Genomic DNA, 24212 nt, shown 5'->3' with positions numbered 1-24212 from the left:
TCTCTGCAGGATTTTTTTCGGCTTTATAGGTAAGGTATAAGTACGATAATTTTCACTTTTTAAAAAGTAAGGCTAAAATTTAAAATAATTTTTTTATATGTCCGGAGAAAGGGCGTCTTTGCCCCACATTCTTCTGATAGCGTCCCGATTTCCGGCAAGTTCTCCCTCCAAAAATGAATCACTAAGAATCACTAAGTTAGATAAATCACTAAGTAAAGTTAGACAGAAGTTAGATAGGATTCATGCATGTAAGTATTTACACTCAAATCGTTCATCTGATAATATGGCAGATGAATAAACGTCCCGAAAGAAAATCCTTTCCTTACTGTTTTTCTGTTACTGTGAACCTTATCAGAAACTCAGTCCCGCAACCCATTTTTAATTCAAGTTCGCCATCTAACTGGTCTACCAGGATGGACACCAGCTGTATGCCAAGAGTATCTGAATTTTCCGAATTAAAGTTTTCAGGCATGCCTATCCCATTATCCGAAACTGTTAGAATAAAATTAGTATAGATACAGCCCTCTTTTTTGCTTCCCAGTATATTGTTTGTACCCTGTATATCAGTACATTCTGTGTTTTCTTCCCTGCAGAGCTTGATCCGGATTACCCCTTTATCCCTACCTTGAAATGCGTGCTTGAAGGAGTTTGAAACAAGTTCGTTGATGATTATGCCCAGTGGAACTGCGGTATCCATGTCAAAGAAAATGTTTTCATCCAGGTAGAGATTCAAGCTTGTATCAGCATTTCCAAGCTTATAAGTCTGGAAAAGGTTATCAGCAAGCCTCTTGAGGTATGGGGAAAAATTCAGTGTGCCGTTTCCTTTGCCTTCGTGCAGTTCTTCATGGATCAGGGCAATGGACATTACTCTGTCCTGGCTTTCCCTGAAAGCTTTCAGAACTTCCGAATCCTCAACACATTCTCTACCTCTGAACTTTTCAGCCTGAAGGTCAAGAAGGGAGGAGATTACCTGCAGGTTATTCTTGATCCTGTGATGAATTTCCTTTTTACGGGTAGTCTCAAGATTTACCAGAGCATTTTCAGCTTTTTTCCGTTCAGTAATGTCCTGAACTATTCCCTTTATTCGAACAGGGGCATTTTCTTCATTACAAATAAATTCCGATTTCAGGTGGACTGTGCGTTCTTCCCCATTAGCCAGGACAATTCTGTAATCAATACCAAAGGAACTTCCAGTTACAGCTTTTTTAATGGCATTACAATAGTAATCTCGATCATCGGGATGTATGTAACATAAATATTCATTGTAAGCCGGTGCTAATTTGTTGGGATCACGCCCGAAAATACGATACATTTCCTCGGACCAGTATGCTTTATCGGCTGCAATATCCCATTCCCAGTTTCCGATATGAGCCATTTTTTGAGCTTCAGCAAGGCCTTTTTCGCTTTCTTTTAAGGAGTGATAAGCCTTCCCAAGCTGGATTGTTCGTTCTTCAACTAATTTTTCTAAATTTTCGTATGCCTCTTTCAACTTAGCTTCTGCTTCTTTTCGCTCGGTGATATCAGTATGCATGCTTATAGAACCAATAAACTTGCCATCCTTATCAAAAAGGGCTTTGGAATTTACAAGAGCCCATAAAGGTAAACCATCTTTACGTAGTAGTTTGAATTCATGGCTCTCATTGATACCCTGCTGCCTCTTTTTCATATTAATCTCGAGAATAGCTCTACCCTCTTCATCGGTAAAATCCTTTACAGATTTGCCAATCATTGCTTCCCGACTGCATCCTAACATCTCTGCCATTTTCTCATTAACATAAGTGGTCCTGGCTTCAGCATCAATTGTCCATTCAAGTATCCATATACCTTCGTTGGCTGTCTCCATGAGATTGCGGTACTTTTCCTCTTCCTCCTTAAGCGCGTCCACCAGGATATCGCGTTCTGCCAGCGATTGGGTCAGCCTGATATTGCTGTAGCTTAGCTGTGAGATCATGTGAGCAAGCTTCGTTAAGAAGGCCATGCCTGTGTCCACAACCTCCCTGCTCAGGCGCGGAACTTTTCCAAGCGCTGCTATATATTTCTCCTCATTGAAGCCGTGTTTTCTGGCCTGGGCTCGAAAAAACCCATAGTCTGGAGTCTCGCCCTCAAAAAAGAACTGCCCTGAGAAGAGATTACCGACGTGCTGTCCGTCCACTATGATGGGGGTCGCCAGGTCCCACATGTTGTTTTTGCATTTGTACAGCTTAAATTCTCCAGGAGCAACGCCAGCGGATAGCTTTGTGTCGCTTTCTACACAGTGCTTGCAGGTTTCGGGGTGAACCCTGTGGAATCTGGTGCAAATATCCTGCCATCCAATGCTTACCAGAATATTGCCTTTGAGATCAACTAGAGCGATGGTAATGTGAGCAAACTCATAGAAATCATCCATTAGGGACTGGATTGCCCGGGCATCAATGATATCAGCAAGCTCCATGTGTGCCATCCCTCCAGCAGGCGAGATAATACTCTCCAGCTTCAGCCTGACGCGCTGTTCACTCAGGCGCAGCGCCTCTTCTGCTCGCTTTTGCCTGGGACTTTCTATCTGCTCCCATTCTCCTTCCTTTTTGATCAAAGCGAATTGATGGTTGTTGACCACGTCGATAATCTCGCTTACGTTGCACCTGTCAAGAGAATATGTACATAGAGCCAGCATACGATAGTTACCAATGACTCCATCCACTTCTTCCTCATATTGAACAAAATTATTCCAATTCTTTTCTTCCAGCCAGAAAGTATTCCCTGCCAATCTCAAACCGTCATAGCCGTTGCATAGGGCTTGATTAAGTTTTTCGACCCATCCGTTCAATACCCCCTCCGAATCGAAAATACCATCTTTTACGTACCAGTGAGTATAGGGAATAATTTCGAATTGCCCTCTATCCAGATAAAAATCAATTCCAGGTGCAACTTTTCTAAGGGCTTCTTTTGCGGCTTCAACTTCCAGGGGTTGTGATGTGACCCACATGCAGAATTCGTTATTCTCCAGCCCTGCTTTAAAGTACGGGATAAGTATGTCCATCAAATCTTCTTTTGTCTGGTAGAACTGGCAGAAGTGAGTTCCCCAGGGTACATCCCCAATAATGTCAATACCAGACTTTCTAAAGTTTTCTCTCATCCCACACCCTCTCCGACCATCAAGAATTTTTTTTCCTGAAAATTTATTTTTTCTCCCCGCGAATCCATTTCCATTTCAGGGGAAAGGCAAACTTTTCTGAAAATCCCTGTCACATCAAGCAGGGATACTTTAGTATCCTCCTCAAATTGTACGGGGAAAAGTAAATTTCATACAAAAAATAAACTTAAATATCTCTTGAAAAAAACTGAGTTTATTTCATGTGTGTTTTTTGGAATATTTACAAAACATACCATATTTATATCACAGTTGGAAGGATCTCTAAATATATTTCCTAGAATAAATCTTAAAAGTATTTACATTTTGCTGAAAATAATTTAAAAAGAATTGCAGTAAATACCATTAGTTTTCCAAAAAATGGAAAGCAATTCTGTATTCACTGCAAAAGGGTCAGAAATGCAGGGTTACTGAAAATAATCTTTTTTGCTTCTTTTGCAAATTACGTCCCGCACTCCCAGCCGCCCATGTAACATTCCTGCTCCCGGGTGAGTTCGTCTATGGTGATGCCCATGGACTCAAGCTTCAGCTTTGCCACGTAGGTGTCGAGTTCCTGTGGGACCCTGTGTACCCCGTTCAGAAGCTTGTTTTCGGCAATGTAGCGGACGCAAAGGGCCTGGTTTGCAAAGCTCATGTCCATGACCTCGGCCGGGTGCCCGTCGCCTGCGGCAAGGTTAACAAGCCTGCCTTCGGCTATGACATTGATGCGCCGGTTTCCGATGTCGTATTCCTTTATGTTTTTCCGGACTGTCCGGACCGATTTTGCCATTGAAGCTAAGGCTTCCATGTCGATTTCCACATTGAAGTGCCCGGCGTTTGCAAGGACTGCCCCGTCCCGCATGAGAGGGAAATGCTCAGCTGTAAGGATGTCCCTGTTTCCTGTGGTGGTAACGAAGATGTCCCCGAGCTTTGCAGCATCGGACATTTTCATGACCCTGTATCCGTCCATCCTGGCTTCAAGAGCCCTTATCGAGTCGACTTCCGTTACGATCACGTTTGCCCCCAGGCCTGCAGCCCTCATGGCAACCCCGCGCCCGCACCAGCCATAGCCTGCAACGACTACGTTCTTGCCTGCTACCAGAAGGTTTGTGGTCCGGTTGATCCCGTCCCATGCCGACTGCCCTGTCCCGTAGCGGTTGTCGAACATATACTTGGTCATGGCATCGTTTACGGCAATAACCGGCATCTTCAGGGCTCCGTCCTTTTCCATGGCATGCAGCCTGTGGACCCCTGTGGTGGTCTCCTCACAGCCTCCGAGGATGTTCGGGAGAAGGTCTGTCCTTTCCTTGTGGAGCTTGAAAATCAGGTCTGCCCCGTCATCGATGGTGATATCGGGTTCCAAATCAAGGACCCTGTCAATGGCATCGTAGTATTCCCGGTTATCGCACCCGTAAGTTGCAAAGCAGGATATGTTTTCCCGCGTGTCGAGGGCCAGGGCCACATCGTCCTGGGTGCTCAGGGGGTTGCAGCCGGTAATCGTTACTTTTGCGCCTCCGGCTGCCAGGGTTTCCACAAGGACAGCCGTCTTTGCTTCCACATGGAGTGCCATCCCCACTTTAAGCCCTTTAAGGGGCTTTTCTTCTTCAAACTGGTCCCTGATGATCTCAAGCACAGGCATGTGGTTCCGTGCCCATTCCATCTTCATGTTCCCGGATTCTATGAGTTCTTTTTCGGTCATGGTGATCCCGCTAAATCAGATAAGAGGTATTCACGTTAATTCAGATAAGAAGTATTCACGTTAAATCAGATAAGAGGTGTTTTAATTCGGGTTTCAGGTATTTATGTTTCCTGAGTCTAAAAACCTTTCATGTGTTGGCCCTTGATGCAAGCTCTTCTGCAGCTATTTTTGCCTCTTCCATTACTTTTTCCTCGTCAAACGCAAGCACCCTGTATTCATCCATAAGGACCTTTCCGTCCACGATTGTGGTCCGGACATCCGAGCCGCTTGCGGAGTACACCAGGTGGGAAGGCACGTCAAAGCACGGGGTCAGGTGAGGCTTTTTCATGTCCACGAGGATCATGTCGGCCTTTTTGCCTACCTTCAACATGCCGGTATCCGTGGCAAGGGCCTTTGCGCCGTTTACGGTTGCCATCTCAAGTACCTGGCGGGCGGGGAGGACTGTGGGGCTGAAGGTGTTTACCTTGTGGAGAAGGGCTGCGGTTTTCATTTCCCCGAAGAGGTCCAGGTTGTTGTTCGAGGCGCAGCCGTCAGTGCCAAGGGTGACGTTTACTCCTCTTTCAAGCATCTTGTGTACGGGAGCAATACCTGAAGCCAGTTTCATATTGCTTACAGGGTTGTGGGAGACGTTGACCCCTCTTTGTCTCAGGACCTCAATGTCCCCGTCCGAGAGCCAGACGCAGTGGGCTGCAAGCACGTCGGGGCCGAAAAACCCTATGTCATCGAGCAGGTGGACGGAACACTTCCCGTACCTTTCTTTCATTGCGTTCAGTTCGGCTTCGGTCTCAAGGACGTGGATGTGGAGGCCCGCTCCTTCCCTGTCAGCCGCATCCCTGACTTTTGCCAGGAACTCTTCCGAGCAGGTGTTGGGGGCATGGGGCCCGTACATGGTCTTAATCCTGCCGCCGGCTCCTCCCTGCCAGGCCCGGACAAAGCGTGTGCCTTCTTTTAAGTCCTTTTCTCCTTTCTCTTCGTTCCAGAGCTCGATCAGGCCGTGGGAAAGGGAAGCCCGAAGCCCGGAATCCTCAACAGCTTTTGCGGTCTCGTCCATGAAAAAGTACATGTCGGCAAAGGAAGTGGTCCCGGACTTTATCATTTCCAGGCAGGCGAGCATGCTCCCTTTATAGACGTCTTCGGCCCGGAGCTGGGCTTCGGCAGGCCAGATATGTTCCTGCAGCCACTCGGCAAGCTGGAGGTCGTCGGCATAGCCCCGGAAAAGGGTCATTGCAGCGTGGGTGTGGGTATTTACGAGCCCGGGCATCAGCACCGAGCCTTTTGCGTCAATCACGGTGTCGGCACTTTCCCTAGCCTTTTCTCCAATTTCCGTTATTTTTCCGTCCTCGATTACGACAGTCCCGTGTTTGAGGTCTCCTGCTTCGGGGTCCATCGTTAAAACGTAAGCGTTCTTTACTATTATGTCAGCCATTCGATTACACCTGGTTGGTCTGTGAAACTTAATGATACCGAATTTCGATTGAATGCCTGATCTCTATCAGTGTCCTGTTCCGATTGAATGTCGGATTTCTAATGGTACCGGATTTTAATTTAATGCCAAATTCTATCCGGTCCTGAACTTCAATCAAATATTGAACAGAATTGAAGAACTTATCATAAAAAAGTTGTTGCTGGTTTGGTTCTCCTTCCAGGCAGGGAAAATTGGAGTGGAAAACTCTGAAGATATTGGAAGAGAAAGGCCCTGATGATTATGAAGCCTGGCATATAAAGTCCCGCTGTCAGTGTATCTGGTTTTTCATTGTTTTTTTCATACTTTTTCCTCTGTCTTTCTTTTGTTTAAGAGCACAAGGAGAATGCCCAGCAAAGCAATACCAATACTATCGATGACGATTATTTTTCGCAGAACACTTCCGTTAAATGTCTTTTTCCATACGGAAACATATTCGCTGGAAATGTAATTTTCTGCAGGATATTCTTGAAAAAGCCTGTCCAGCACCGACTTTTCCGAGCCGTCCGCTGTAAAGATAAAGATTTCATTTGCATATTCCGGATGAAAATAATCATTCGTTTTCTTATAGTCGAGATTTCTTGTTACAAATTCATTAAAAGTGTCCGCCTCATACTGATAGAGTCCATAGTTTCTTTTTGCGTCAAAGGAGATGTAACAGATATCATAACTGTTTATGCCTGCGATGGTATAGGTTTCATTGTCATAGTTTACCTTGCTTCCGATTGCCCGGGTCAGCATTTCATCGGTATATGCAAAGTGCTTTTCCAGCAATTTCCTTGAAATTGTAATTTCGTGGGCGCCATCCCGGGGAAGCCTGCCTTCTTCCAGATATTCTGTCCCGTAGGGGATAACAGTCTGATTAAGATAATCCTGTGCTATAGCTTCAGGCACTGCAATGAGATTCAATTTATCCAGTAATCTGCCTTCTCTTACAGTTTTATAAATAAGGGCATCTAAATAACCGGTATCGTAAATAATTACATTTTCAACCCCGTCCATTGAAGCAATACGAGGAATGTCTTCGTAGCTTATCATCCGATCATATTTCTGGGGATCGATATCCAATCCGGCACCTTTGACATAAACCGCATTCAGGTCCCCATACGTGTGGTCTGCCTGATAGATAGCAATGATATTGCCTGGGGGTATGGTTTCCGTACAATAACCGTTGGTAATCTGAGAAAATGTGAACAGGAGTAAGGCTGTGACAACAGTGAATGTTAGTAAGGCTGACAAAATTTTGATTTTTTTATTTTGGGGGATTATTTTCAGCCACCTCCATGCTATAAATGGGGAAGTGTATCATTATATTCGGTAAATTTTACTCTACATCCCGTAATTTTCTTTTTTGTTTACTGACTCATTACTATATACTTTTTTTCCTGTGGATCAGGTCACGAGTTACACCATGCTCAATTATGGCTATGCTCTGCTTGAAGCTGAATGCCTGAGAGCCATTAATTCTGTATGTTGGGATACTCATGTTCGGGAAAGATTAGAGGAATGGAAAGGTGTATCATGTGAGAAGCAGTGTAATCAAAATCGCGAGGTTTATGAGGCTGCCGAAAATGGCATCTTTCCATGCGAGCACAGTCAAAACCAATGAGTACGTGGCTGCAGTGAATAACCCGGTTTGCCACCAATCCTGATTCGCGAACATGCCGTAGGCGGCAATGGTATAAGCAACTGTTGCCACCAGCCAGGCAAACCCCAGCACATAGACCCCTCGTTCCCCGATATCCAGTGCACCGCCCAGAACTTTAGTGGAATAGTGCTCGTGAAAACCGATTTTCCAGAAAGTGATTACACCGAATAGATGAATTAACCCATGCAGCAGGATAATTATTGCAGTCATTTTCAGTAACATAATATTCCTCCGCGTGTGGGGATTAATTTGAATATCAAGCTTCAACAAAATACAAATGCTGATGATCCGGACAATACATATCCGGCTCGACCTTCAGCCTCTGAACGATATCACAATAGTATTGTTCCAGGACCCCGAACTTGTCCCCGAGGATCTTGCAGAGCTCTGAGGTTGTCATGCCATTGTAGATGTGGCCTGCCAGTTCATGAAGGACGGAGGTGGCAAGTTCCTCTGGTGAGCAGATGTCCGCGGTCTCGGCTGCTATGACCTCAGATGTTGACCTCCGTCTGTAAAGTCGGATGTGGTGGGAGCAATTATCGCCACACGTTGGACAGGTTTTTTATGTACACTTTTTGGATCCCCCATTCATATATTATCCATATAGTGTAAAGAAATATAGATGTTTAATTGTTTCGACTGAAAAAATAGACTCGTCCAGGGGATTAATTCAGCCACCTCTATCATATAAATGGAGAATTGTATAATTATATTCGGTAAATTTTACTATAAATACATTAATTTGGCATGAAAGTACCGTAGTACTTTCATTTTTTGTGCCTGTAATTCAAATATTTCATGTACGTTTTTTGTTTACTTAAAGGAAGAGAATTAAAATATACAAAAGTGTACGTGGGGCAAGAAACCTAAACATATTTCATGAAGAAAAACTAAAAGCACAGCTCAGTAGTACTTTATTGGCAAATTATGAAAGATAGGAGTGAGTAAAATGAGTGAATACGAATTAACCGACATTGAAAAAAAAGCCCTGGATAATTGGATAATGGTAAATATACTCCCACAAAAAACACCAAATAAAAATTACACTAGTTATGCACTTAAAAATTTATTTGAACAAACACCAGATGGTTTCTTTATCACAAATAAGCAGTTTAAAGAAGCGATGGTCAGATGTAATTTCTCACCTGTAAACAAAAATAAATTAAATTGGGAATTCCGAATTTCCCTAAAATCTCCAGGGTTGAAATAATCTAAATGAGGTTATAAACCTAACATATATTGAAAAAGCTTATCCAATTTTCCCAAGTAAAGGAAATGTTCCAACAGAGTTTTAAAAAACGCATTTCTATTCATAAACAAAATCTGTTTATCAGATATCACCCTGCTTCCTTGAAGAAACATTCCTTTTGAATTGCATAATCGTAAAGATTTCAATTCCTCTTTTCGAGCAGTAGTGGACAGCCCTTAGAGTGCAGGGTACGCATACAAATTTACTTCCGCATTTTTAAGCACATCAGTGTCGCATGGTGACGATTCAAGCGCCTAACCTTAAGCACATCAGATGGAGGCATAATATCTAAACCGCAATCATCTTCTAAACCGCAATCATCTGGCCTCACAGATTTGCGGAAGAGGAGATATGCGCCTAAAAAGACGGAAGTCAGGTTACATGAGGTTAAGGGGGTCAGGGGCCAAGAAAATAGTGAGTGAGGTCTCTAACATGCTGAACCAGGCCGTAGGTTATGGGGATAAACAGACCTCTTGGGGGCCTACCCTGCTCTTAAAGGTCAGGGGGTTAGCCCATTACCTGATAGGGAAAAACAAAGAACTTGATATTGTTAGCCCCGAGTTTGGGGGTCAGAGGGTCGATTCCCACGAAATCTTACGATACCGGATCTTAAATCGATAACCTTTTGGTTTGGCTTGAAAATGTTGCAAATTTGAAGAAACCTTTTATCTTTGAGCTAATTCCAAAAATCAAACTAACATCTCTGATTTTTACGAACTTCATTGTAAATGTCAAAGATTAAAGCTCATAAGGTTAAAATACCAAGAATTTCTTTCTGATGTGCTATTCTTTACCCCGTGAAATTAAGCTACACCGGAAAATCGCTAAATTCGATTTCTTCGCCCCTTCTCAACCGGTTTCGGAGAAGAGTAAGTTTGCGGTCTACTTTTTCGAGGCCCTTCAGGTACTTTTTCTCATCCGGTGTGGTTTTTAAAAGTTTTGAAATCCCGCCATTTTGAATGACCAGGCGCTGATCTGCCGACAGGGCCAGAAGAGGATCATGAGTACTGATTAAAACGATCTTGTTATTACTTACCAGAAGCTCCAGAGACCTGACCTTATCGACTCCTGCATTCTCGATCTCATCGATCAGAACGACAGGTGCCGGACTGAGAAGTGCGGGATCCGCAATCATCAGGGCGCGGGATTGGCCCCCTGAGAGCTCCGTAACAGGGGTTTCCCTGCTGAAAGTTTCTCCCGCCAGAATGTTTGCAGTATCATATATTTTCTGAACGATACGGGAAACCTCATCGACCATACGGCTCTCGGCATGCAGGGTCAGAAACTTCCGGGTGAAAATTATGGAAAAATGAAGATTTCCCCTGTCAGGGAATGTTTCCTTCCGGTCCTGCTTCCCTGTTCAGGGCTTCAAGGTAAAGCCGCATGACCTTCAGCCTCTCTTCGGCGATTTCCTTTGCAGCTCCGGTATTCAGCTTTTCCGGGATCGTGAAGGGCTTGTACCGCATATATTCGTTAAAGCCTTCGATGGGGTCTTCGACATACACGGTTTTCTTGGACTCTCCCTTATCGATTCCCGTTGTGTGCTTGAGCATCCGGAGCGCACCCATGGAAAGGACCGCCCTGAAAATCCCCACGGCTCCAAGGGCATCGAGCCGGTCTGCATCCTGCAAAATCCTGGCTTCGACGGTCTCCGGCATGTGTCCTCCGCTGAAACGGTGGGTCCGGATACAGTATGTTACAGCTTCAACCACGTTCGGAGAGACCCCTGCTTTTCCCAGGAACTCGGAGGCAATTTCTGCGCTGTAGAGAGCGTGGTCCCCGCCTTCTTCGTGTTCCCTGATAACGCCCACGTCGTGGAGGAGGGCTGCAAGGTGGAGGATGAGGGGGTCTCCGCCTTCCGTCTCACAGATCTCCAGACAGAGGGCTTCTACCCTTCTGACGTGGGACATGTCGTGGGAACTGGGTTCCCCCTCAAGAAAAGAGGCAGCAAATTCCCTGGTTTTTTCTATCAGGCCCATCTTCATTATCCCGTTTCGTACTTCATAATCCTGCTTCTGGCCTCATTACCTGTTTCGGACTTCAATATCCTATTTCGGCAATCATGGTTTTGAGGTGCTCCTGGATTTCCGAGATGGCTTCGGAGAGGACTTTTTTGTTATCGTAAGACGTGACAAGCGTTACAAGTTCGTCTTTTCTCTCCTGCCTCATGTCTTTTGCAAACTTTGCCATGTTGTCAAGAGCCCGGGTGAGGTTGTCAACTATGGAAACCGTGGCGGTCCTGGAGGTCCGGGAAAGGGGGTTCAGGTCGATTGTGATAACGGTTTTTCCCATCTCAACAAGCTTTTCGCAGCGGTCTCCGTCCTCCAGGGGCACGAGCACCACATCTGCACTGTAGATCCCCTTGCTTTCCACAAGCCTCCGGGCATGTGGGAGGTCAAGGCTGGCATCGGGGTTCTTTCCCAGCACCTCGGAAGCCCCGCTGGCTTTCAGGTGTTCGATAATAAGGTGCACCCGGGTCTCGGTCCTGTGGAAGAGGTTTACTTCAATCTTTGCCCCGGTCAGGTCTGCAAGGGCAACGACTTTTTCCGGTGCGAGAACCGCAACGTTTCCGTTTACGGAAATTACCGGGTTCTCTGCCAGGAGGAGGGCAGCCACTGCCGCCCTTTCGGCATACAGGGCCGATTCGGTGCTCCGCTCACCAAGGATATAGTCAAAGCTTTCGCCTCTGCCCTGGGCAATAAGTCCCTGAATGCTTGTGATTCCCATCTTTACCCCGGCTGCTACCTTTTCACGGGCGAGCAGGGATTCGTACCTCGGGTGGTCTGGGGGTATATCGGTCATATCGGTCGCTTACCTTCTACTTTTATATTACTTTTTTTCGTTATTTTACCGTTATTTTACGTTATTTTACCGTTGTTTTACCGTTATCTTACTGTTATCTTACTGTTATCTTACTTTTTTCTAGCCTTTAATCTTGAGCTTATTTATTCGAAGCGTCCAGGATGATGCCCTCGCTGCTCGGGACGATCATGGTCTGGATTTCCTGCCCCTCAAGCATCTGGATGTATTTATAGCGGATGAGGTCAGGGTTTTTCTTGATTTCTTCGTTAAGGATCCTGAGGGCTTCGGCTTCCCCGCGGGCCTGGATAATGGTAGCGTTGGCAACTCCGCTGGCTTCAATCATTTTCCTTTCAGCTTCGAGTTCTTCTTTCTGCTTTACGAAAACCATCCTCTGGGCTTCCTGGTCGGCCTGCAGTTTCTGTTCGATGGCCGTTGCCACACTTCCCGGAAGTTCGACTTTCCGGAGCAGTACCTCTTCAACAATGATCCCGTCTTCTTTCATGCGGGACTCAAGTTCGGTCTGCATCTCGGTTGCCACTACCTGCCTCTGCTGCCCGTAGACTTCCATTGCGGTGTGGCTGGAGACAACTTCCCTTATCACGGACTTGATTGTAGGGCGGATGATTTTTTCGGCATAAGCCGTGCCAAGGCGCTGGTGCACGCTGCTGGCTTCAGAAGGAACCATCCTGTAGCGAACCGAAATATCAAGGCCCAGCATCAGCCCCTCCGAGGTAAGGGCATTGATCCGGTCATCTCCTACCCGTTCCCCTTCTTCCTGCTGGGAACTCATTGTATACACCTGGCTCTGCACGGAATATTTCGTAACCGATACCCAGGGAGGCACAATGTGCAGCCCTTCGTCAAGTTCGTCGGCCTGGACTCCTCCGAACTGGCTGAACTTCACTCCTACTTCTCCTGCCCCTATGGAGACGAAAATCGAACCGAAGGCCACGGAAAAGATGATCATAATCACAAAGATAAGAGCAATCGTTCGAAAAATCGGACCTGCAGCGGCAGGTATTTTGTCAAGCGGGCTTGCGGGCCTTCCTCTGTTCTTTTCGTCCCAGTCGTCATTGATATCCATTTTACCTTCCCCTCAGTGAATGAAATACAAGACTTTTTGATGTTGTTCTGCTATTTTAGCCCCCGGGAAATCTTTTCCAGGAGGGTTCCTGAAAAGCAGTGGGGTTTTCAGGAGTTTTGCGTCTTCTTATATTCACGCTTTTTTATTCACTCGATATTATTCACTCTTTATTATTTATGTAACAATAGTACCTTTTTCATCCCAATCCTATTTAAGATGTGGGGGAGCCGGAAAGTTTTTCCGTTTTCTACGCCTTCTTGCCCTTAACTATCCGGGAATAAGCTTTTTTTCTCCAGAACAAGTTATTTTTCTATTTTTCCCGGATCTCTTTGCTAGTTCCTGTTTTCGGACATTCTTCATCGAGATTTCCTATTTCAGGATATTCTCTCTATTTTCCGGGAGCAGGGGCAAAAACAGTTAGAAAAGTAAATGGAGCCTCTTTCCTGAAGCTCACTCATATATTAATTTAGGCACGCAGGTGCTGATACCGAATTCCAGCACTTCCCCGAATTCGTGGAGGGCTTCGTAGAGCCGAAACTCCTGGCCTTCAGGGGCAACTGCAAAGATCGTGTCCCCGAGCATTGCCTGGGAAGCAAATCCGCCGCTTGCGTTTGCAGCTTCAATAACATCCTTTGCCCTGCTGCTCAGAAGGCCTGTTTTGCTGGCGAATTCCTTTGACTGCTGCATGAAGTTTTCGAGGGTCGGCTTTTCGAGGAGCTTGACCATTGCGGCTTTTCCGGCGGCATTGATCCTGGCGGCTGCAGCCACATCGCTCAGGACAGCTCCAGTGGAAATCTCCCCCAGCACAATGCAAAAGACCCTGGCTTCGGGGGCAGGGATCCTGTCCACCAGGCCGAATTCGGGTCCTCCCGGGCGGAGCCGGATTACCACCCCTCCGTTTGACTGGGCTGCAATGTCTCCAAGCCCGCTCCGGTTGACCACCTCAGCCACATGGGCGGATTCTGTCAGGCCCCTTACGGTCTGGTTCAGGGAAAGCGCCCTGTTCAGGGCATAGGCTGCCCCGAGAGCCCCTGCCCCCGAAGCTCCGAACCCGCATCCCACGGGGATTTCCGCCCAGCTCTTCACCCTGACAGGCACGTCAGTTATCATCTCGAGCACTGTCCGGGTGGTCCTTCCTTCGACCTTTTTTCCGTTCAGGAAGATTTCGGTTTCTTTCACCGATTTTCCAACCTTCACCTCGGTGGTGACGCCCCCGTTCAGGACGATCCCGCAGCCTGTAGAGCCTTTTCGGTGCGGGTCTTCGTTTTCGTGGATCTGGAAAAAGCCCGTTATATGCCCCGGAGCGTAAGCTTTTGCCGAAATATCTGCCCCTTCACTCTCGTATTCATACATAGAAAACGCCTTTTTGTAGTTTTTAAGTGATTTTGTCCAGTGTTCTTTTCCACTTGCAGGTTTATCCTGTAGAATTATCCTGTAGAATTATCCTGTAGAATTATCCTGTAGAATTATCCTGTAGAATTATCCTGTAGAATTATCCTGTAGAAATATCCTGCAGAATTGTCGTTATTTCAAAATCTCAGCTACCTCTTCAAGAATGGAGGCGGCAAGTTTGCGCTTATTTCCGCTTACATGCCGGGATTTGCCTGTTTCCCGCCTGAGCAGGTAAAGTTCATTTTCCTCGGTGCCCATTCCGCCTTTTCCTACGTCGTTTGCGGCAACCATGTCCAGGTTTGCCCCTTCAAGGGAAGCGGCGGCCCTCCGGAGCAGTTCTTCCATGCCTACTCCCGTTTCTGCCTTGAAGCCGACGATCACAAGCCCGGGGTACTGCTCCCTGCATTCTTTTATCAACTTGCGGGTGGGCCTGAGTTTGAGTTCCAGCTCCCCTCCGGATTTGATCTTTTCAGGGGAGGGCTCGAGGGTATAGTCTGCAATCGCGGCAGCACTGATCAGGACATCATATCCGTTTTCCAGCTCATTCAGCACGGCTTCGGTCATTTCCTTTGCACTTTCGGCAAAGACCTCCCTGATCCCGGCAGTCCCGAGCCTGTCCCGGTGCACAAGGGTAACATCCGCTCCCTGCCGATAAGCTTCAAGGGCAAGTTCCTTTCCGGTTTTCCCGGAGGCCCGGTTTGTGAGGATCCGGATGGGGTCCAGGCTTTCGGCAGTGGAGCCGCTTGTGATAAGTACCTTTCGGTTTTTCAGGGCCTGTTTCCCGAGTATCCGCTCTGCCTCGAGCACGATTTCCTCGTTGGAGGCAATTTTTGCAATTCCCTCTTCCAGTTTCGGGCCGATGAAAGAAATTCCCCAGCTTTTGAGTTTCCTTATGTTTTCCACCACAGCCGGGTGCCGGTACATGGACTCGTGCATGGCAGGGACTATCATTACCGGGACGCCTGAGCCGAGGGCGGTTGTTGCAAAGGAGGTGACTGTTGTGTCATCGATCCCATTTGCGATCTTTCCTATGGTATTGGCTGTTGCAGGCGCTATCAGGAAGAGGTCAGCCCTTCCCTTAAGCCCGCAGAACTCCACATGCTCCACCCTGCCTCCTATTCCCGTAACCGCGGGGTTGCCGGTGGCATAGTGCAGGGCATCGGGGTGCAGGATATGCTGCGCAGCCTCGGTCATGACCGCATGAACCTCTGCCCCGTTCCGGATTAGTTCCCGGGCAAGCTCCACGACCCTCACTGCCGCAATGCTCCCGGTAACTCCAAGGGCTATTGTTTTTCCTTCAAGGGAAGAACTCTTCTGTCCCTGGATCCAGAGGGTCGGGTGAGGGTTTGGGGTCAGGTGGGGGTTTGCCGCCTCTGCACGGGCAGGGCTTTCTTTTTCTTCACTGTCCGGACTGTTCTGGTCCGGGTAATCTCTAGTGTCTTTCAATGGGCTTTTCATTTAGGCACCGGAATGATCGGTAAAATTTAAATGAATATGAAAATCTGCTGGTTTTTTAGAAAAAACTCCTGAAAACAAAGTGACATTAAATATGATATTCTTAAAACTTTCGAAATATGGAGAGCAATTAAAAAAGATATAGAGGTTACGTTTTATTAATTGTTGTTCAAATCATACCGCTTAAGTACGGATACAGCTTAAGTACAGGGACAACATGTTTTCTGAGTAAGGGCCAGGAAGGTAGGCAGATGACCGAGAAAAAAAGCGTTATGGACAGTATAAGGAAAAATAATAGTATGAAAACAGAAAAGGAAGACTCCGCCCCGAAAAAAGATGTAAAAGAAGTCACCGAAGATGTAAAAAAGGGTTTCAGCACTTTTTTTGGGAAGATTTCCGGGAAAGAACAGCTCGAACTCGAGATCGACCGGCTCAATTCCTATATAGTGGGACTGGAGCTCGACCGGCGAAGCGTAATGAACCAGCTTGAAAAGAAGGAAGCCCTCACAAAGCAGGCTGTGGCCGATAAGCAGGAGGCGGAAGCCCGCCTGAACCAGGAGCTTGTGCGGGTCCAGACCCTCACCCACGAAGTAGAAACCCTCAGGGCCGAAGTCCCGGAAAAGTTCAAGTTCCGCGGCACCGAAACCTTAAGCCCTTCAGCCGTGCGGGCCTACCTGTCAAAACTCAACTCTTTCCGTGCCCCTGCCGGAGACCTGCTCACCGTATACCTGCCTTACGGGATCCGCCTCTCCGACGTCCTGAACGAAAAACTTCTCAGCCTGATAGAAGAGGAAACCCGCACCCTGCTTGACCGGCTTGACCCCGAAACCGGCCTCGTCCTTTTCCATGACCTTCACCGCATGATCTCGGAGGCTGTGGTCCCCCCGGTCCCTGTCACCGGCTCGGCCTGGCACCTTCAGGACAGCTTTGAGACCGCCCCCCTCGAGGAAAGCCTGGACGCCGACTACCGCATGCTTGTCCTGATTATCCACGCAGGAGAGTCTTTCATAGGTTTTGCCTCCGATGCCCGGGTCTTCGATGAAGAAGAACTCGTCAAAAGCAGCGTCAAGGAAAAACACAGCAAAGGAGGCTTTTCCCAGCGCCGTTTCGAGCGCCTGAGAGAAGAAGACATCGCCCACCACCTGGACAAGGTGATGGAAGCCGTAAACAAGGTCCTTGAAGAAAATTCCTCCATTGACTGCATCATCATGAGCGGGGACACCCAGCTGATAAAGGAAGTCGAAAAGCGCCTCCCCCTTAACCTCGAGGTAATAGTAAAGCCAACGGACCTTAAAGTGGAAAAAATAAGCGGCGAAGATGTGCTCAGGAGCGTACTTAGCTGCCGCAGGTATTTGCTCTGATATTTTTGGCACTTTGTCTGCGGCTAAAATCTGCCCCTTCCAAGCTAATTACTGAGATAAAGGATTATTGAGATTAAGGCTGAAAAAAACAGGGCTTCCGTAATTAGCCTCATCCACGCCCGTCCTGTCCCGCTTGCTTGCAAGCGGCCTGAGCTTACCCGCATCTCACACACATCTTAAAAAAGAAATCATAAACGCGCCGCCTCCATTCTTCTCCTTTTTCTCCGCCGGGAATGTTAGTTGCCGGTTTTTATAAGAATTTTGTAACTTCCCTGCAATAGTGAGTATACTGGAGTAAAACATAACAGAAAATATATATTTAATAAATTAATTATATGCATACAGAGTATAGCCAGAAAAAGGAATTAACCGGAAAAAGGAATTAACCGGAAAAAGGAATTAACCGGAAAAAGGAATTAACCGGAAAAAGGAATTAACCGGAAAAAGGAATTAACCGGAAAAAAGAATTAGCCGGAAAAAGGAATTTTACGATTTTGCGTAAGCTATATCAGCTTTCAGTGCAGGGAAGGTAGCAATGGCAAGAGATAGAAGAGATTTTTATTATCATCAGGCAAAGGAGGATGGCTATCGGTCAAGGGCCTCTTTCAAGCTCAAGCAGATTAATGACAAACATAAGATCATAAACCGCGGAGACTCGGTTGTGGATTTAGGTGCGGCTCCGGGCGGGTGGCTGCAGGTCGCAAAGGAGCTTTCAGGTGGAAAGGTCCTGGGTGTGGACCTCCAGAGGATCCTTCCCATCGAAGGAGTCGAGACCATCGTGGGCGACATAAATGCAGATTCGACAATACAGAAGATTATCAAGATTGTCGGAACAAAGGGGGCCGATGTGGTGCTCTGTGATGCTGCGCCCAACCTGTCCGGGAACTGGTCCTACGACCATGCGCGGTCCATTGAACTGTCGACCTCGGCGCTGGAGTGTGCAAAGAAGATTTTGAAGCCAAAAGGGAATTTTGTGGTGAAGGTATTCCAGGGAGACATGTTCAACGATTATATGAATAAGGTTCGGGAAAATTTTGTCCGGACCATGGCGTATTCCCCGCAGGCATCAAGGTCTCAAAGCGCGGAAATCTACGTAATCGGGAAAAAGTTCCTAACAGCTCCGCTCCGGAAGGGAGATGAGTTTGTCGTGGATATTGAGAAACTCGGCTCAAGCGGGGACGGGGCCGTGCTCGTCGACGGGTTCGTAGTTTTCGTAAAAGAAGTCGAAGTCGGAGAGAAAGTGAAGATAAAGATCGAGGACGTCAAGCCGAACTTTGCCTTTGCCAGTGTGGCGGAACGGCTCGGAAAGCTTGAATGATTTTTAAGCCGGATGTTTTTTAAAGGTCGCCAGCAAAGAAAAAGTAAATTAAGATAAAGTGAACTTTAATAAACTTAAGTAATTATAAAAAACGAAACAATGCCGGATAAAACGAAGCAAAAACAACTGGTGATCATTTTTGATTGATCTTCACACTCATACTATTTTCAGTGATGGGGAGCTGATCCCCAGCGAACTGGTCCGGAGAGCCGTAGTCCACGGCTACAGGGCCATTGCAATTACCGACCATGCTGACTACACCAATATCGAACAGCTCCTTGAAGGGGCAAAGAAGGCAAAGTACCTGGAAGACGAATGGGACATCCGCGTGATGCCCGGGGTTGAGCTGACCCACGTACCCCCCAGGAAGATTGCCCCCCTTGCAAAGAAAGCAAAGCAGCTCGGGGCAGAAGTTGTGGTCGTGCACGGGGAAACCATTGCAGAGCCGGTAGCTCCCGGGACCAATGCGGCTGCCGTCGCCTGCGAGTACGTGGACATCCTGGCGCACCCCGGCCTGATCACTCCCGAAGACGTCGAAACCGCAGCCCAAAATGACGTCTGCCTTGAAATCACAGCCCGGAACGGGCATAACAGGACAAACGGCCATGTCGCAAGGATGGCCCTCGAAGTCGATGCAATCCTTGTGGTAAACACGGACGCCCACGCCCCGGAAGACCTGATAACGGACGAAACCGCCCTTAAGATCGCTATGGGCGCAGGCCTTTCGGAATCAAAAGCAAAAGAAGTGCTGAAGGCATCCTCCAGGATTGCCTGCATAAAATGAGGGCCTTTCCTTCATTTCCATTCATTTTCTTTCATATTTCCAAATTTTCCATCTGTTTTTGATTTTTATATTTTTTTTCGCTAATTTTCACACAAGCCCCCGGAATATTACCCTTGCCGACAGGGTGGATACGGCAAACACCAGGATTGAAAGGGGCAGCATGCAGGAAAGGTCGTACTTGAGCTGAGCCCTGTCTCCCCCGTATTCCACGGCGCCTGCGAAGCGGGTCAGGACAGCGCTTACCAGCAGCACGTAGATCCCTATTGCAAGCATGAACAGGTCAGGGGGAATCGACTGGACAAAAGCATCGGGGCCGACTTCGAAGGGCACGGAGGTCAGGTCTGCAGGGACCCTGCTCATCCTGCCCGAGACCTGGCTTAAGATCTTTGTAATTACTTCCGAGAGAGCGAGGGTGATTCCTGCGATCAGGGGGGCAAAAATTGCAGCCGTGGAACGCATGGTCGAAGTAACTTCATAGAGGGAGCGCCGGATGCGTTCTTCTACTCCGGCGAGCTCCTTTAAGTGGTCGGCCAGTTTGATTACGGCTGCTCCGGCTGCTTCATGGTTCTTGTGGACGCTTTCCGTAAAGAGGAGCATGGTATTTTTGATCCGCTCCGAGTAGACGTGCCGGAAAGCCCCGAACTCTTCGTCAAAGATGGCGGCTTTGAGGGTCGTCCTCATTCCGAGCAGGTTCATGGAGATGTTTTCAAAGGCTTCCCCGATTTTTGAGCCTTCCAGGGTCCTGGCAGTATGGGCAAAGGCTTCTTCGGGGGCTTTTCCTTCCGAAATCCTCCTCCCGAGCACGAAGAGAGAGTCTGCGAATTCCCGTTCCATCTCCTTTATCCTGTCCCTTATTCTCTTGTACGGGGCCGAGGACATGTACAGGTAGATGGAAACCCCTGCCGTAAGGCCCAGGACAGGGGGAAGGGTAGGAGGCAAGAGCCCCCCAAGGGCTTCGGTGGCAATGATTCCTTTCGGGTTTCCGGCCAGGAGCAGGAGGTAGCCCGAAGGGGCGAGCAGGGCGAAGGTGAGGACTGAAAGCAGGAAGGCGATTTGTTTCTTCTGCCTGACCCCGGAAAGTTCAGGATGGGAGTCCGGGATTTGCTGGGGGATGAACGCAAGAGGCCGCTGCAGGAGGATGTATTCGGCGTAGATTGCGGCAAGGGCCGGGAAGACCAGGTCGTAGAGGAGCACGAGGTCCGTAATCCTGGGCCTGATCCCGACGACTGTGACTGCAGGCAGGAGCGCGACCAGGGCCAGGGGGATCAGGATGAAAATCGAGTAGAGGACGTAGCTTGGGGTCTTGAGTTTTGCAGCAAAGGAGTCCATCAGGCTTTCCGTGCCCTCAAGGCTGATGTCAAGCGCCCGGTTTAAGGTGATCACCCTCTGGGCCTCATCCGGTTCGGCAGTTGAGCTCTTTATCAGGTGCAGGGAACGCTTGAAGTACTCGCTGTTCCTGCCCCAGAGGTCGGCAAAAGAGAGCAGGGCATCGTCCATCCCTGAATAAAGCCTCAGGTTCAGGTCCCAGGTCAGCTTTTTCAGGTCTTTTGCAAGGGGCCTCTCCGAGTTCCGGGCAGCAAAAAGCACAGCGTGTTCAAGGTTCGGGACCAGTTTCATGGACATGATGATGTAGCTCAGGACCTCCGGGATGTCACCCAGGGAGGCAATTTTCATAAGCCCGGCGCGGATTTTCACGTATTCGCTCAGGTAGTAAAGCACAACAAGGGGGACAAGGAAGGTAAGGGTGCCCATTATGACAAGGGTCCGGTAGTCAAAGCTCTTAGAGAAGAGCAGGAAAAGGTCGGTCCCGAGAAGCAGGAGAAATACGCCAAGCGTGCCCAGGTAGGAAAAGAGCACGGTCTCGAAAGCCTCCAGGTCAAGCCCCGTAAACCTGAGGGCGTCCCTGTACTCCGGGCTCACGCTCTTTTCACACTTCCTGCTGAAATTGTCCAGTTCCGGGACAAGCCGGCTGCAGTACAGGGCCGTGCTTTTACAGGCCTTTTCATACCAGTTGAGATTTTCCATCCGCTACCCCCATGACGGCGTCAGGCATTATCCTGAATTTCAGGAACGTTACCCCGGCGTACCCCTGCAAAGTTTTCGAACCAGGCTTCCCACCGGCTGTACAGGGCTTCGAATTCAGCCTCAAAATCGTTTTCATAATCGTTGTCAGTATCGAAATCGTTTTCGTAATTGTTTTCATAATCATTGTCGGAGTCGTTGTCGGAGACGTTGTCAGAATCGGTTTTAAAATTAGCTTCATTGCTGGCTTTACGGCCGGTCTTTTTCCTGCCTTTCAGGGAATCCGTAAGCAGCCAGAACATGTTGTTTGCCTCGCTCACAGCTTCGGCTTCCAGCAGGGACGGCCTCCTATCCCCTTCTTTTGCGATTTTATCCTTTATCCTTGCCCTGATTTCGATGTTTTTTAAGGCCCTGCCAATGGAAATTCCCCATTTCCGGGCAATTTTCCCTATCAGTTCGGATTGCCCCTGTTCCAGGACTTCTCCTGCGAGCAGGCAGTCCTGTGAGGCATCGTAACTCATGATGTCGGTAAAGAGTTCACCGGGTTCCGGGTTTTCCAGGGGTACGGCCGTGACTTCGGCAATCCGGCTCACCCGCTTGAGCTTTTTCATGGTCCCGCCGGGCCTGATCCCGGAGCAGATTATCACGGCGTCCGTGGCTTTAAATGAAGCCGGGGGGACCCCCAGGGTGTGCACGATCCTTTCATACACGTTTTCGGTAGAAGAGCCGTGAATGGTCCCGATCACGGAGTTTCCGGCATTTCCTACCTGCATGGCTTCATAGAGCACCTTCACCTCCGGCCCCCGGACTTCCCCTATCACGAGGGAGGAACTCCCGAGCCGAAGAGCAGCCCGGAGCGCAGTCTCGGGGCTCATTTCCGCCCCGGACTTAAGGACCGAGGAGTGCGAACTCATTCCCTGCACCTTCCAGCCCAGTTCCTGGAGCTTTTCGGTGGGAAGTTCATGGGTATCCTCGATTGTCAGGATCCGGTACTTCTGAGGGATTTCCAGAAGCATTGACGAGAGCAGAGAAGTCTTTCCAGCCCCAACTTCTCCGGCTATGAGGACCGAAGCCTGCCCGTCCATGAGGAAGCTTAAAAACCCGGCCGCATAAGCTGAAACCGAGCCCGTATTGATGAGTTTCGGGAGGGTCCAGGGAGAAAGTGAATGTTTGCGGAAAGCATATGCAAGCCCGCTTGCGCTCAGGGGATCCCCGATCACCGAGACCCTGACCCCGAAAGCCTCGAGGTTTAACTCAAGCACAGGCACGGCTTCCCCAAATGGCCTTCCGCTTATGGTCCTGAAGCGTGAGACCAGGGAGTCCAGGTCGTCCTGGGAAAGAAAGACGTTGCTTGTGCACTCTTCCCCTTCCATGACCACATGCACCGGGTTTTTGTCGGCAGGAGCGTTGATGTACACGTCGGTGACCCGGGCATCCGAAAGAAGGTCTTCTACGATCCCGAGCCCGTTAGTGTAGCGGGCAAGCAGGTCGGAGTAACTTTCAAGCTCTCCGGGAGTACAGGTTTCTCCTCCCGAGAGCAGCTCGTCGACCAGGAGATCCTTTGCCATCCTCCTGAAGTACTCCCTGGCTCCGGTCGGATCTGCAAAAGCAAGGTCCTTTGGCCTGTGCCTGATCATCCTCTTCCTGACCTTCTCAAGCAGCATCAGCTCCCCTGGCCGCAGGTTGTATTCGGGGGGCCGGACCATGTAGAGCTTCTCGGGCCTGTCCGTATACCGGTAAATCGAAACTTCAAGCATCCTCCCGTCCTTTCCACTCATATCGTAGCACTCAAGAAACTCGGTATTCTGCGGGGCTTCGGTGTAGATCCTGGAGGTTGAAAAAGGGGGCCTCACATGGGGCTTGATCCGGTTTTCGTAGTCAAAAAAGGCTGCGGCAAAGGTCCCGAGTTCTTTGTTATTTTCTTTCTTCCCCGGAGCAGGCGCCATATCATATGCCATATCAGATGCCGTATCAGATGCCGTATCTGATTCTTGATAAGGGTTTGAAGTAGGGTTCGCTTTCCACGAAAAGGAAATTTCCCCGGAAATGTCCTGCATCAGGTTTCCTGCCTTTTCCCTCCTTGCCTTTTTCCCTACTGTTTTTTCGCTCTCTGCTTTTTCATTCCCGCCTGCCTTAATATCTTGAAGGGGCGCCGGAATCACGGAATTTATCTGGGCAGGGATCTCGGGAAGGAAACGTGCTTTTTCCTTCATTTCACGGAGCATATCGTAAAAGCATTCGGAGCAAAACTCACAACCTGGGGAGGCATCGGGAACTTTCCTGAGCCCATTTCCCCGGACCAGTCCCCTGAGTTCCAGGCGGGTTTTCAGGGGATCTTTTTCTGCAGTTTCGGTAAGGAAGTCAAGAACCTCCTTTCTTTCCAGCCCGCACCCTTTTTTCTCAGGTCGCATGCATTCTTCAGGGACCGTTTCCGTGCTCCTGTAAGCTTCAATGCTTTCCCGGAAGCCCGCCAGGGCATAGAGGACTGAGAGGGCTTCTCCTTCGTAGTCCCTTTCATAGAGCCTTGAAAGCACCAGGCAGTCGGCATGCACTTCTTTTTGCAGGATTTCCAGAATGTTCCTGCGGCAGTGTTCATTGTTTAAGGAGGAACCTTCCCCGCACTCCTTACAGTTGATAATGATCGTTTTCCGGTTTTTCGTCTGCTTGCTCCTGTAAGGGCAGAGTTCCTCTTCCTCTTTGTCCTGTCCTCCAAAAAGGCCAGGACTGAGGGCGCTTACCGTGTCCCGAAGTTTTGTTATAAGATCCAGAATTAGAAACCCCCTATTCCCCAAAATCTTTTAGAATTTGTGTGTAAAGGTATTAAAGAATT

Annotated in this window: 18 protein-coding genes and 1 pseudogene; 6 read left to right on the top strand and 13 right to left on the bottom strand. The window is 48.5% G+C overall.

Translation table 11 applies throughout. The features are described from left to right. Positions 1-322: 322 nt before the first annotated feature. From FTO70_RS04975 to FTO70_RS04960, 4 genes are all read right to left on the bottom strand, one after another. On the bottom strand, positions 323-3112 hold the full coding sequence (locus FTO70_RS04975; protein ID WP_255334607.1) for a PocR ligand-binding domain-containing protein: 2790 nt from the start codon (positions 3110-3112) through the stop codon (positions 323-325). 457 nt (positions 3113-3569) lie between these two features. Next, positions 3570-4805 (bottom strand): adenosylhomocysteinase, encoded by a 1236-nt coding sequence (locus FTO70_RS04970; protein WP_255334606.1) that lies wholly within the window; start codon positions 4803-4805, stop codon positions 3570-3572. Between the two features lie 127 nt (positions 4806-4932). Then, a complete protein-coding gene (locus FTO70_RS04965; RefSeq protein ID WP_255334605.1) occupies positions 4933-6231 on the bottom strand; it encodes an amidohydrolase family protein in 1299 nt (432 codons plus the stop codon). A 336-nt stretch (positions 6232-6567) separates the two neighbouring features. Continuing rightward, on the bottom strand, positions 6568-7506 hold the full coding sequence (locus tag FTO70_RS04960) for an ABC transporter permease (RefSeq protein ID WP_255334604.1): 939 nt from the start codon (positions 7504-7506) through the stop codon (positions 6568-6570). 172 nt (positions 7507-7678) lie between these two features. Here FTO70_RS04960 and FTO70_RS04955 point away from each other — a divergent pair. After that, positions 7679-7756 (top strand): annotated as a pseudogene (locus tag FTO70_RS04955) (CRISPR-associated endonuclease Cas1); the annotation flags it as partial. A gap of 30 nt (positions 7757-7786) precedes the next feature. Here the strand turns inward: FTO70_RS04955 and FTO70_RS04950 are convergent. Beyond that, positions 7787-8137 (bottom strand): hypothetical protein, encoded by a 351-nt coding sequence (locus tag FTO70_RS04950; protein ID WP_255334763.1) that lies wholly within the window; start codon positions 8135-8137, stop codon positions 7787-7789. Positions 8138-8864: 727 nt separating this feature from the next. Between FTO70_RS04950 and FTO70_RS04945 the strand changes: the two genes are divergently transcribed. After that, complete coding sequence (locus FTO70_RS04945; protein ID WP_255334603.1) at positions 8865-9125, top strand: hypothetical protein; 261 nt, start codon at positions 8865-8867, stop codon at positions 9123-9125. Between the two features lie 390 nt (positions 9126-9515). After that, positions 9516-9785, top strand: coding sequence for a hypothetical protein (locus FTO70_RS04940; RefSeq protein ID WP_255334602.1), 270 nt, complete (start codon positions 9516-9518; stop codon positions 9783-9785). 187 nt (positions 9786-9972) lie between these two features. On the opposite strand, the gene FTO70_RS04935 is transcribed toward FTO70_RS04940, so the two are convergent. From FTO70_RS04935 to coaBC, 6 genes are all read right to left on the bottom strand, one after another. After that, positions 9973-10422, bottom strand: coding sequence for a hypothetical protein (locus FTO70_RS04935; protein ID WP_255334601.1), 450 nt, complete (start codon positions 10420-10422; stop codon positions 9973-9975). 67 nt (positions 10423-10489) lie between these two features. Then, positions 10490-11143, bottom strand: coding sequence for an HD domain-containing protein (locus FTO70_RS04930; RefSeq protein WP_255334600.1), 654 nt, complete (start codon positions 11141-11143; stop codon positions 10490-10492). Between the two features lie 61 nt (positions 11144-11204). Next, positions 11205-11966: a 4-phosphopantoate--beta-alanine ligase gene (locus FTO70_RS04925; RefSeq protein ID WP_255334599.1), complete on the bottom strand. Its 762-nt coding sequence runs from the start codon at positions 11964-11966 to the stop codon at positions 11205-11207. A gap of 139 nt (positions 11967-12105) precedes the next feature. Next, positions 12106-13050, bottom strand: a complete 945-nt coding sequence (locus FTO70_RS04920; RefSeq protein ID WP_255334598.1) for a prohibitin family protein — start codon at positions 13048-13050, stop codon at positions 12106-12108. Between the two features lie 450 nt (positions 13051-13500). Then, on the bottom strand, positions 13501-14403 hold the full coding sequence (locus tag FTO70_RS04915; protein WP_255334597.1) for a pantoate kinase: 903 nt from the start codon (positions 14401-14403) through the stop codon (positions 13501-13503). A gap of 171 nt (positions 14404-14574) precedes the next feature. Next, positions 14575-15900, bottom strand: a complete 1326-nt coding sequence (gene coaBC / locus FTO70_RS04910; protein WP_255334596.1) for a bifunctional phosphopantothenoylcysteine decarboxylase/phosphopantothenate--cysteine ligase CoaBC — start codon at positions 15898-15900, stop codon at positions 14575-14577. Positions 15901-16148: 248 nt separating this feature from the next. Between coaBC and FTO70_RS04905 the strand changes: the two genes are divergently transcribed. The 3 genes from FTO70_RS04905 to FTO70_RS04895 all read left to right on the top strand — a co-directional run bounded on the left by FTO70_RS04905 (position 16149) and on the right by FTO70_RS04895 (position 19360). Further along, positions 16149-17258, top strand: coding sequence for a Vms1/Ankzf1 family peptidyl-tRNA hydrolase (locus FTO70_RS04905; protein WP_255334595.1), 1110 nt, complete (start codon positions 16149-16151; stop codon positions 17256-17258). A 535-nt stretch (positions 17259-17793) separates the two neighbouring features. Next, entirely contained in the window at positions 17794-18576 is a 783-nt protein-coding gene (locus FTO70_RS04900; RefSeq protein WP_255334594.1) for a 23S rRNA (uridine(2552)-2'-O)-methyltransferase, read from the top strand. A gap of 139 nt (positions 18577-18715) precedes the next feature. Continuing rightward, entirely contained in the window at positions 18716-19360 is a 645-nt protein-coding gene (locus FTO70_RS04895) for a histidinol phosphate phosphatase domain-containing protein (protein ID WP_255334593.1), read from the top strand. Between the two features lie 87 nt (positions 19361-19447). On the opposite strand, the gene FTO70_RS04890 is transcribed toward FTO70_RS04895, so the two are convergent. Together FTO70_RS04890 and FTO70_RS04885 are read right to left on the bottom strand one after the other, a co-directional pair. Beyond that, positions 19448-21385: a hypothetical protein gene (locus FTO70_RS04890; protein WP_255334592.1), complete on the bottom strand. Its 1938-nt coding sequence runs from the start codon at positions 21383-21385 to the stop codon at positions 19448-19450. A gap of 20 nt (positions 21386-21405) precedes the next feature. Then, a complete protein-coding gene (locus tag FTO70_RS04885; RefSeq protein WP_255334591.1) occupies positions 21406-24174 on the bottom strand; it encodes a type II/IV secretion system ATPase subunit in 2769 nt (922 codons plus the stop codon). Positions 24175-24212: the final 38 nt, after the last annotated feature.

Origin of the sequence: Methanosarcina sp. KYL-1, from assembly GCF_024372725.1 — an archaeon.
In the GTDB taxonomy this organism is placed as follows: domain Archaea; phylum Halobacteriota; class Methanosarcinia; order Methanosarcinales; family Methanosarcinaceae; genus Methanosarcina.
The sequence above is the reverse complement of the archived record's forward strand: the minus strand, read 5'-3'. Positions and strand labels throughout refer to the sequence as shown.

Coding starts and splice junctions, on each gene's coding strand:
- FTO70_RS04920 (WP_255334598.1), bottom strand. CDS start 13,050: ATGGATATCAATGACGACTGGGACGAAAAGAACAGAGGAAGGCCCGCA.
- FTO70_RS04945 (WP_255334603.1), top strand. CDS start 8,865: ATGAGTGAATACGAATTAACCGACATTGAAAAAAAAGCCCTGGATAAT.
- FTO70_RS04965 (WP_255334605.1), bottom strand. CDS start 6,231: ATGGCTGACATAATAGTAAAGAACGCTTACGTTTTAACGATGGACCCC.
- FTO70_RS04975 (WP_255334607.1), bottom strand. CDS start 3,112: ATGAGAGAAAACTTTAGAAAGTCTGGTATTGACATTATTGGGGATGTA.
- FTO70_RS04950 (WP_255334763.1), bottom strand. CDS start 8,137: ATGTTACTGAAAATGACTGCAATAATTATCCTGCTGCATGGGTTAATT.
- FTO70_RS04930 (WP_255334600.1), bottom strand. CDS start 11,143: ATGGGCCTGATAGAAAAAACCAGGGAATTTGCTGCCTCTTTTCTTGAG.
- FTO70_RS04890 (WP_255334592.1), bottom strand. CDS start 21,385: ATGGAAAATCTCAACTGGTATGAAAAGGCCTGTAAAAGCACGGCCCTG.
- FTO70_RS04905 (WP_255334595.1), top strand. CDS start 16,149: ATGACCGAGAAAAAAAGCGTTATGGACAGTATAAGGAAAAATAATAGT.
- FTO70_RS04915 (WP_255334597.1), bottom strand. CDS start 14,403: ATGTATGAATACGAGAGTGAAGGGGCAGATATTTCGGCAAAAGCTTAC.
- FTO70_RS04970 (WP_255334606.1), bottom strand. CDS start 4,805: ATGACCGAAAAAGAACTCATAGAATCCGGGAACATGAAGATGGAATGG.
- FTO70_RS04940 (WP_255334602.1), top strand. CDS start 9,516: ATGCGCCTAAAAAGACGGAAGTCAGGTTACATGAGGTTAAGGGGGTCA.
- FTO70_RS04900 (WP_255334594.1), top strand. CDS start 17,794: ATGGCAAGAGATAGAAGAGATTTTTATTATCATCAGGCAAAGGAGGAT.
- FTO70_RS04935 (WP_255334601.1), bottom strand. CDS start 10,422: ATGGTCGATGAGGTTTCCCGTATCGTTCAGAAAATATATGATACTGCA.
- FTO70_RS04925 (WP_255334599.1), bottom strand. CDS start 11,966: ATGACCGATATACCCCCAGACCACCCGAGGTACGAATCCCTGCTCGCC.
- coaBC (WP_255334596.1), bottom strand. CDS start 15,900: ATGAAAAGCCCATTGAAAGACACTAGAGATTACCCGGACCAGAACAGT.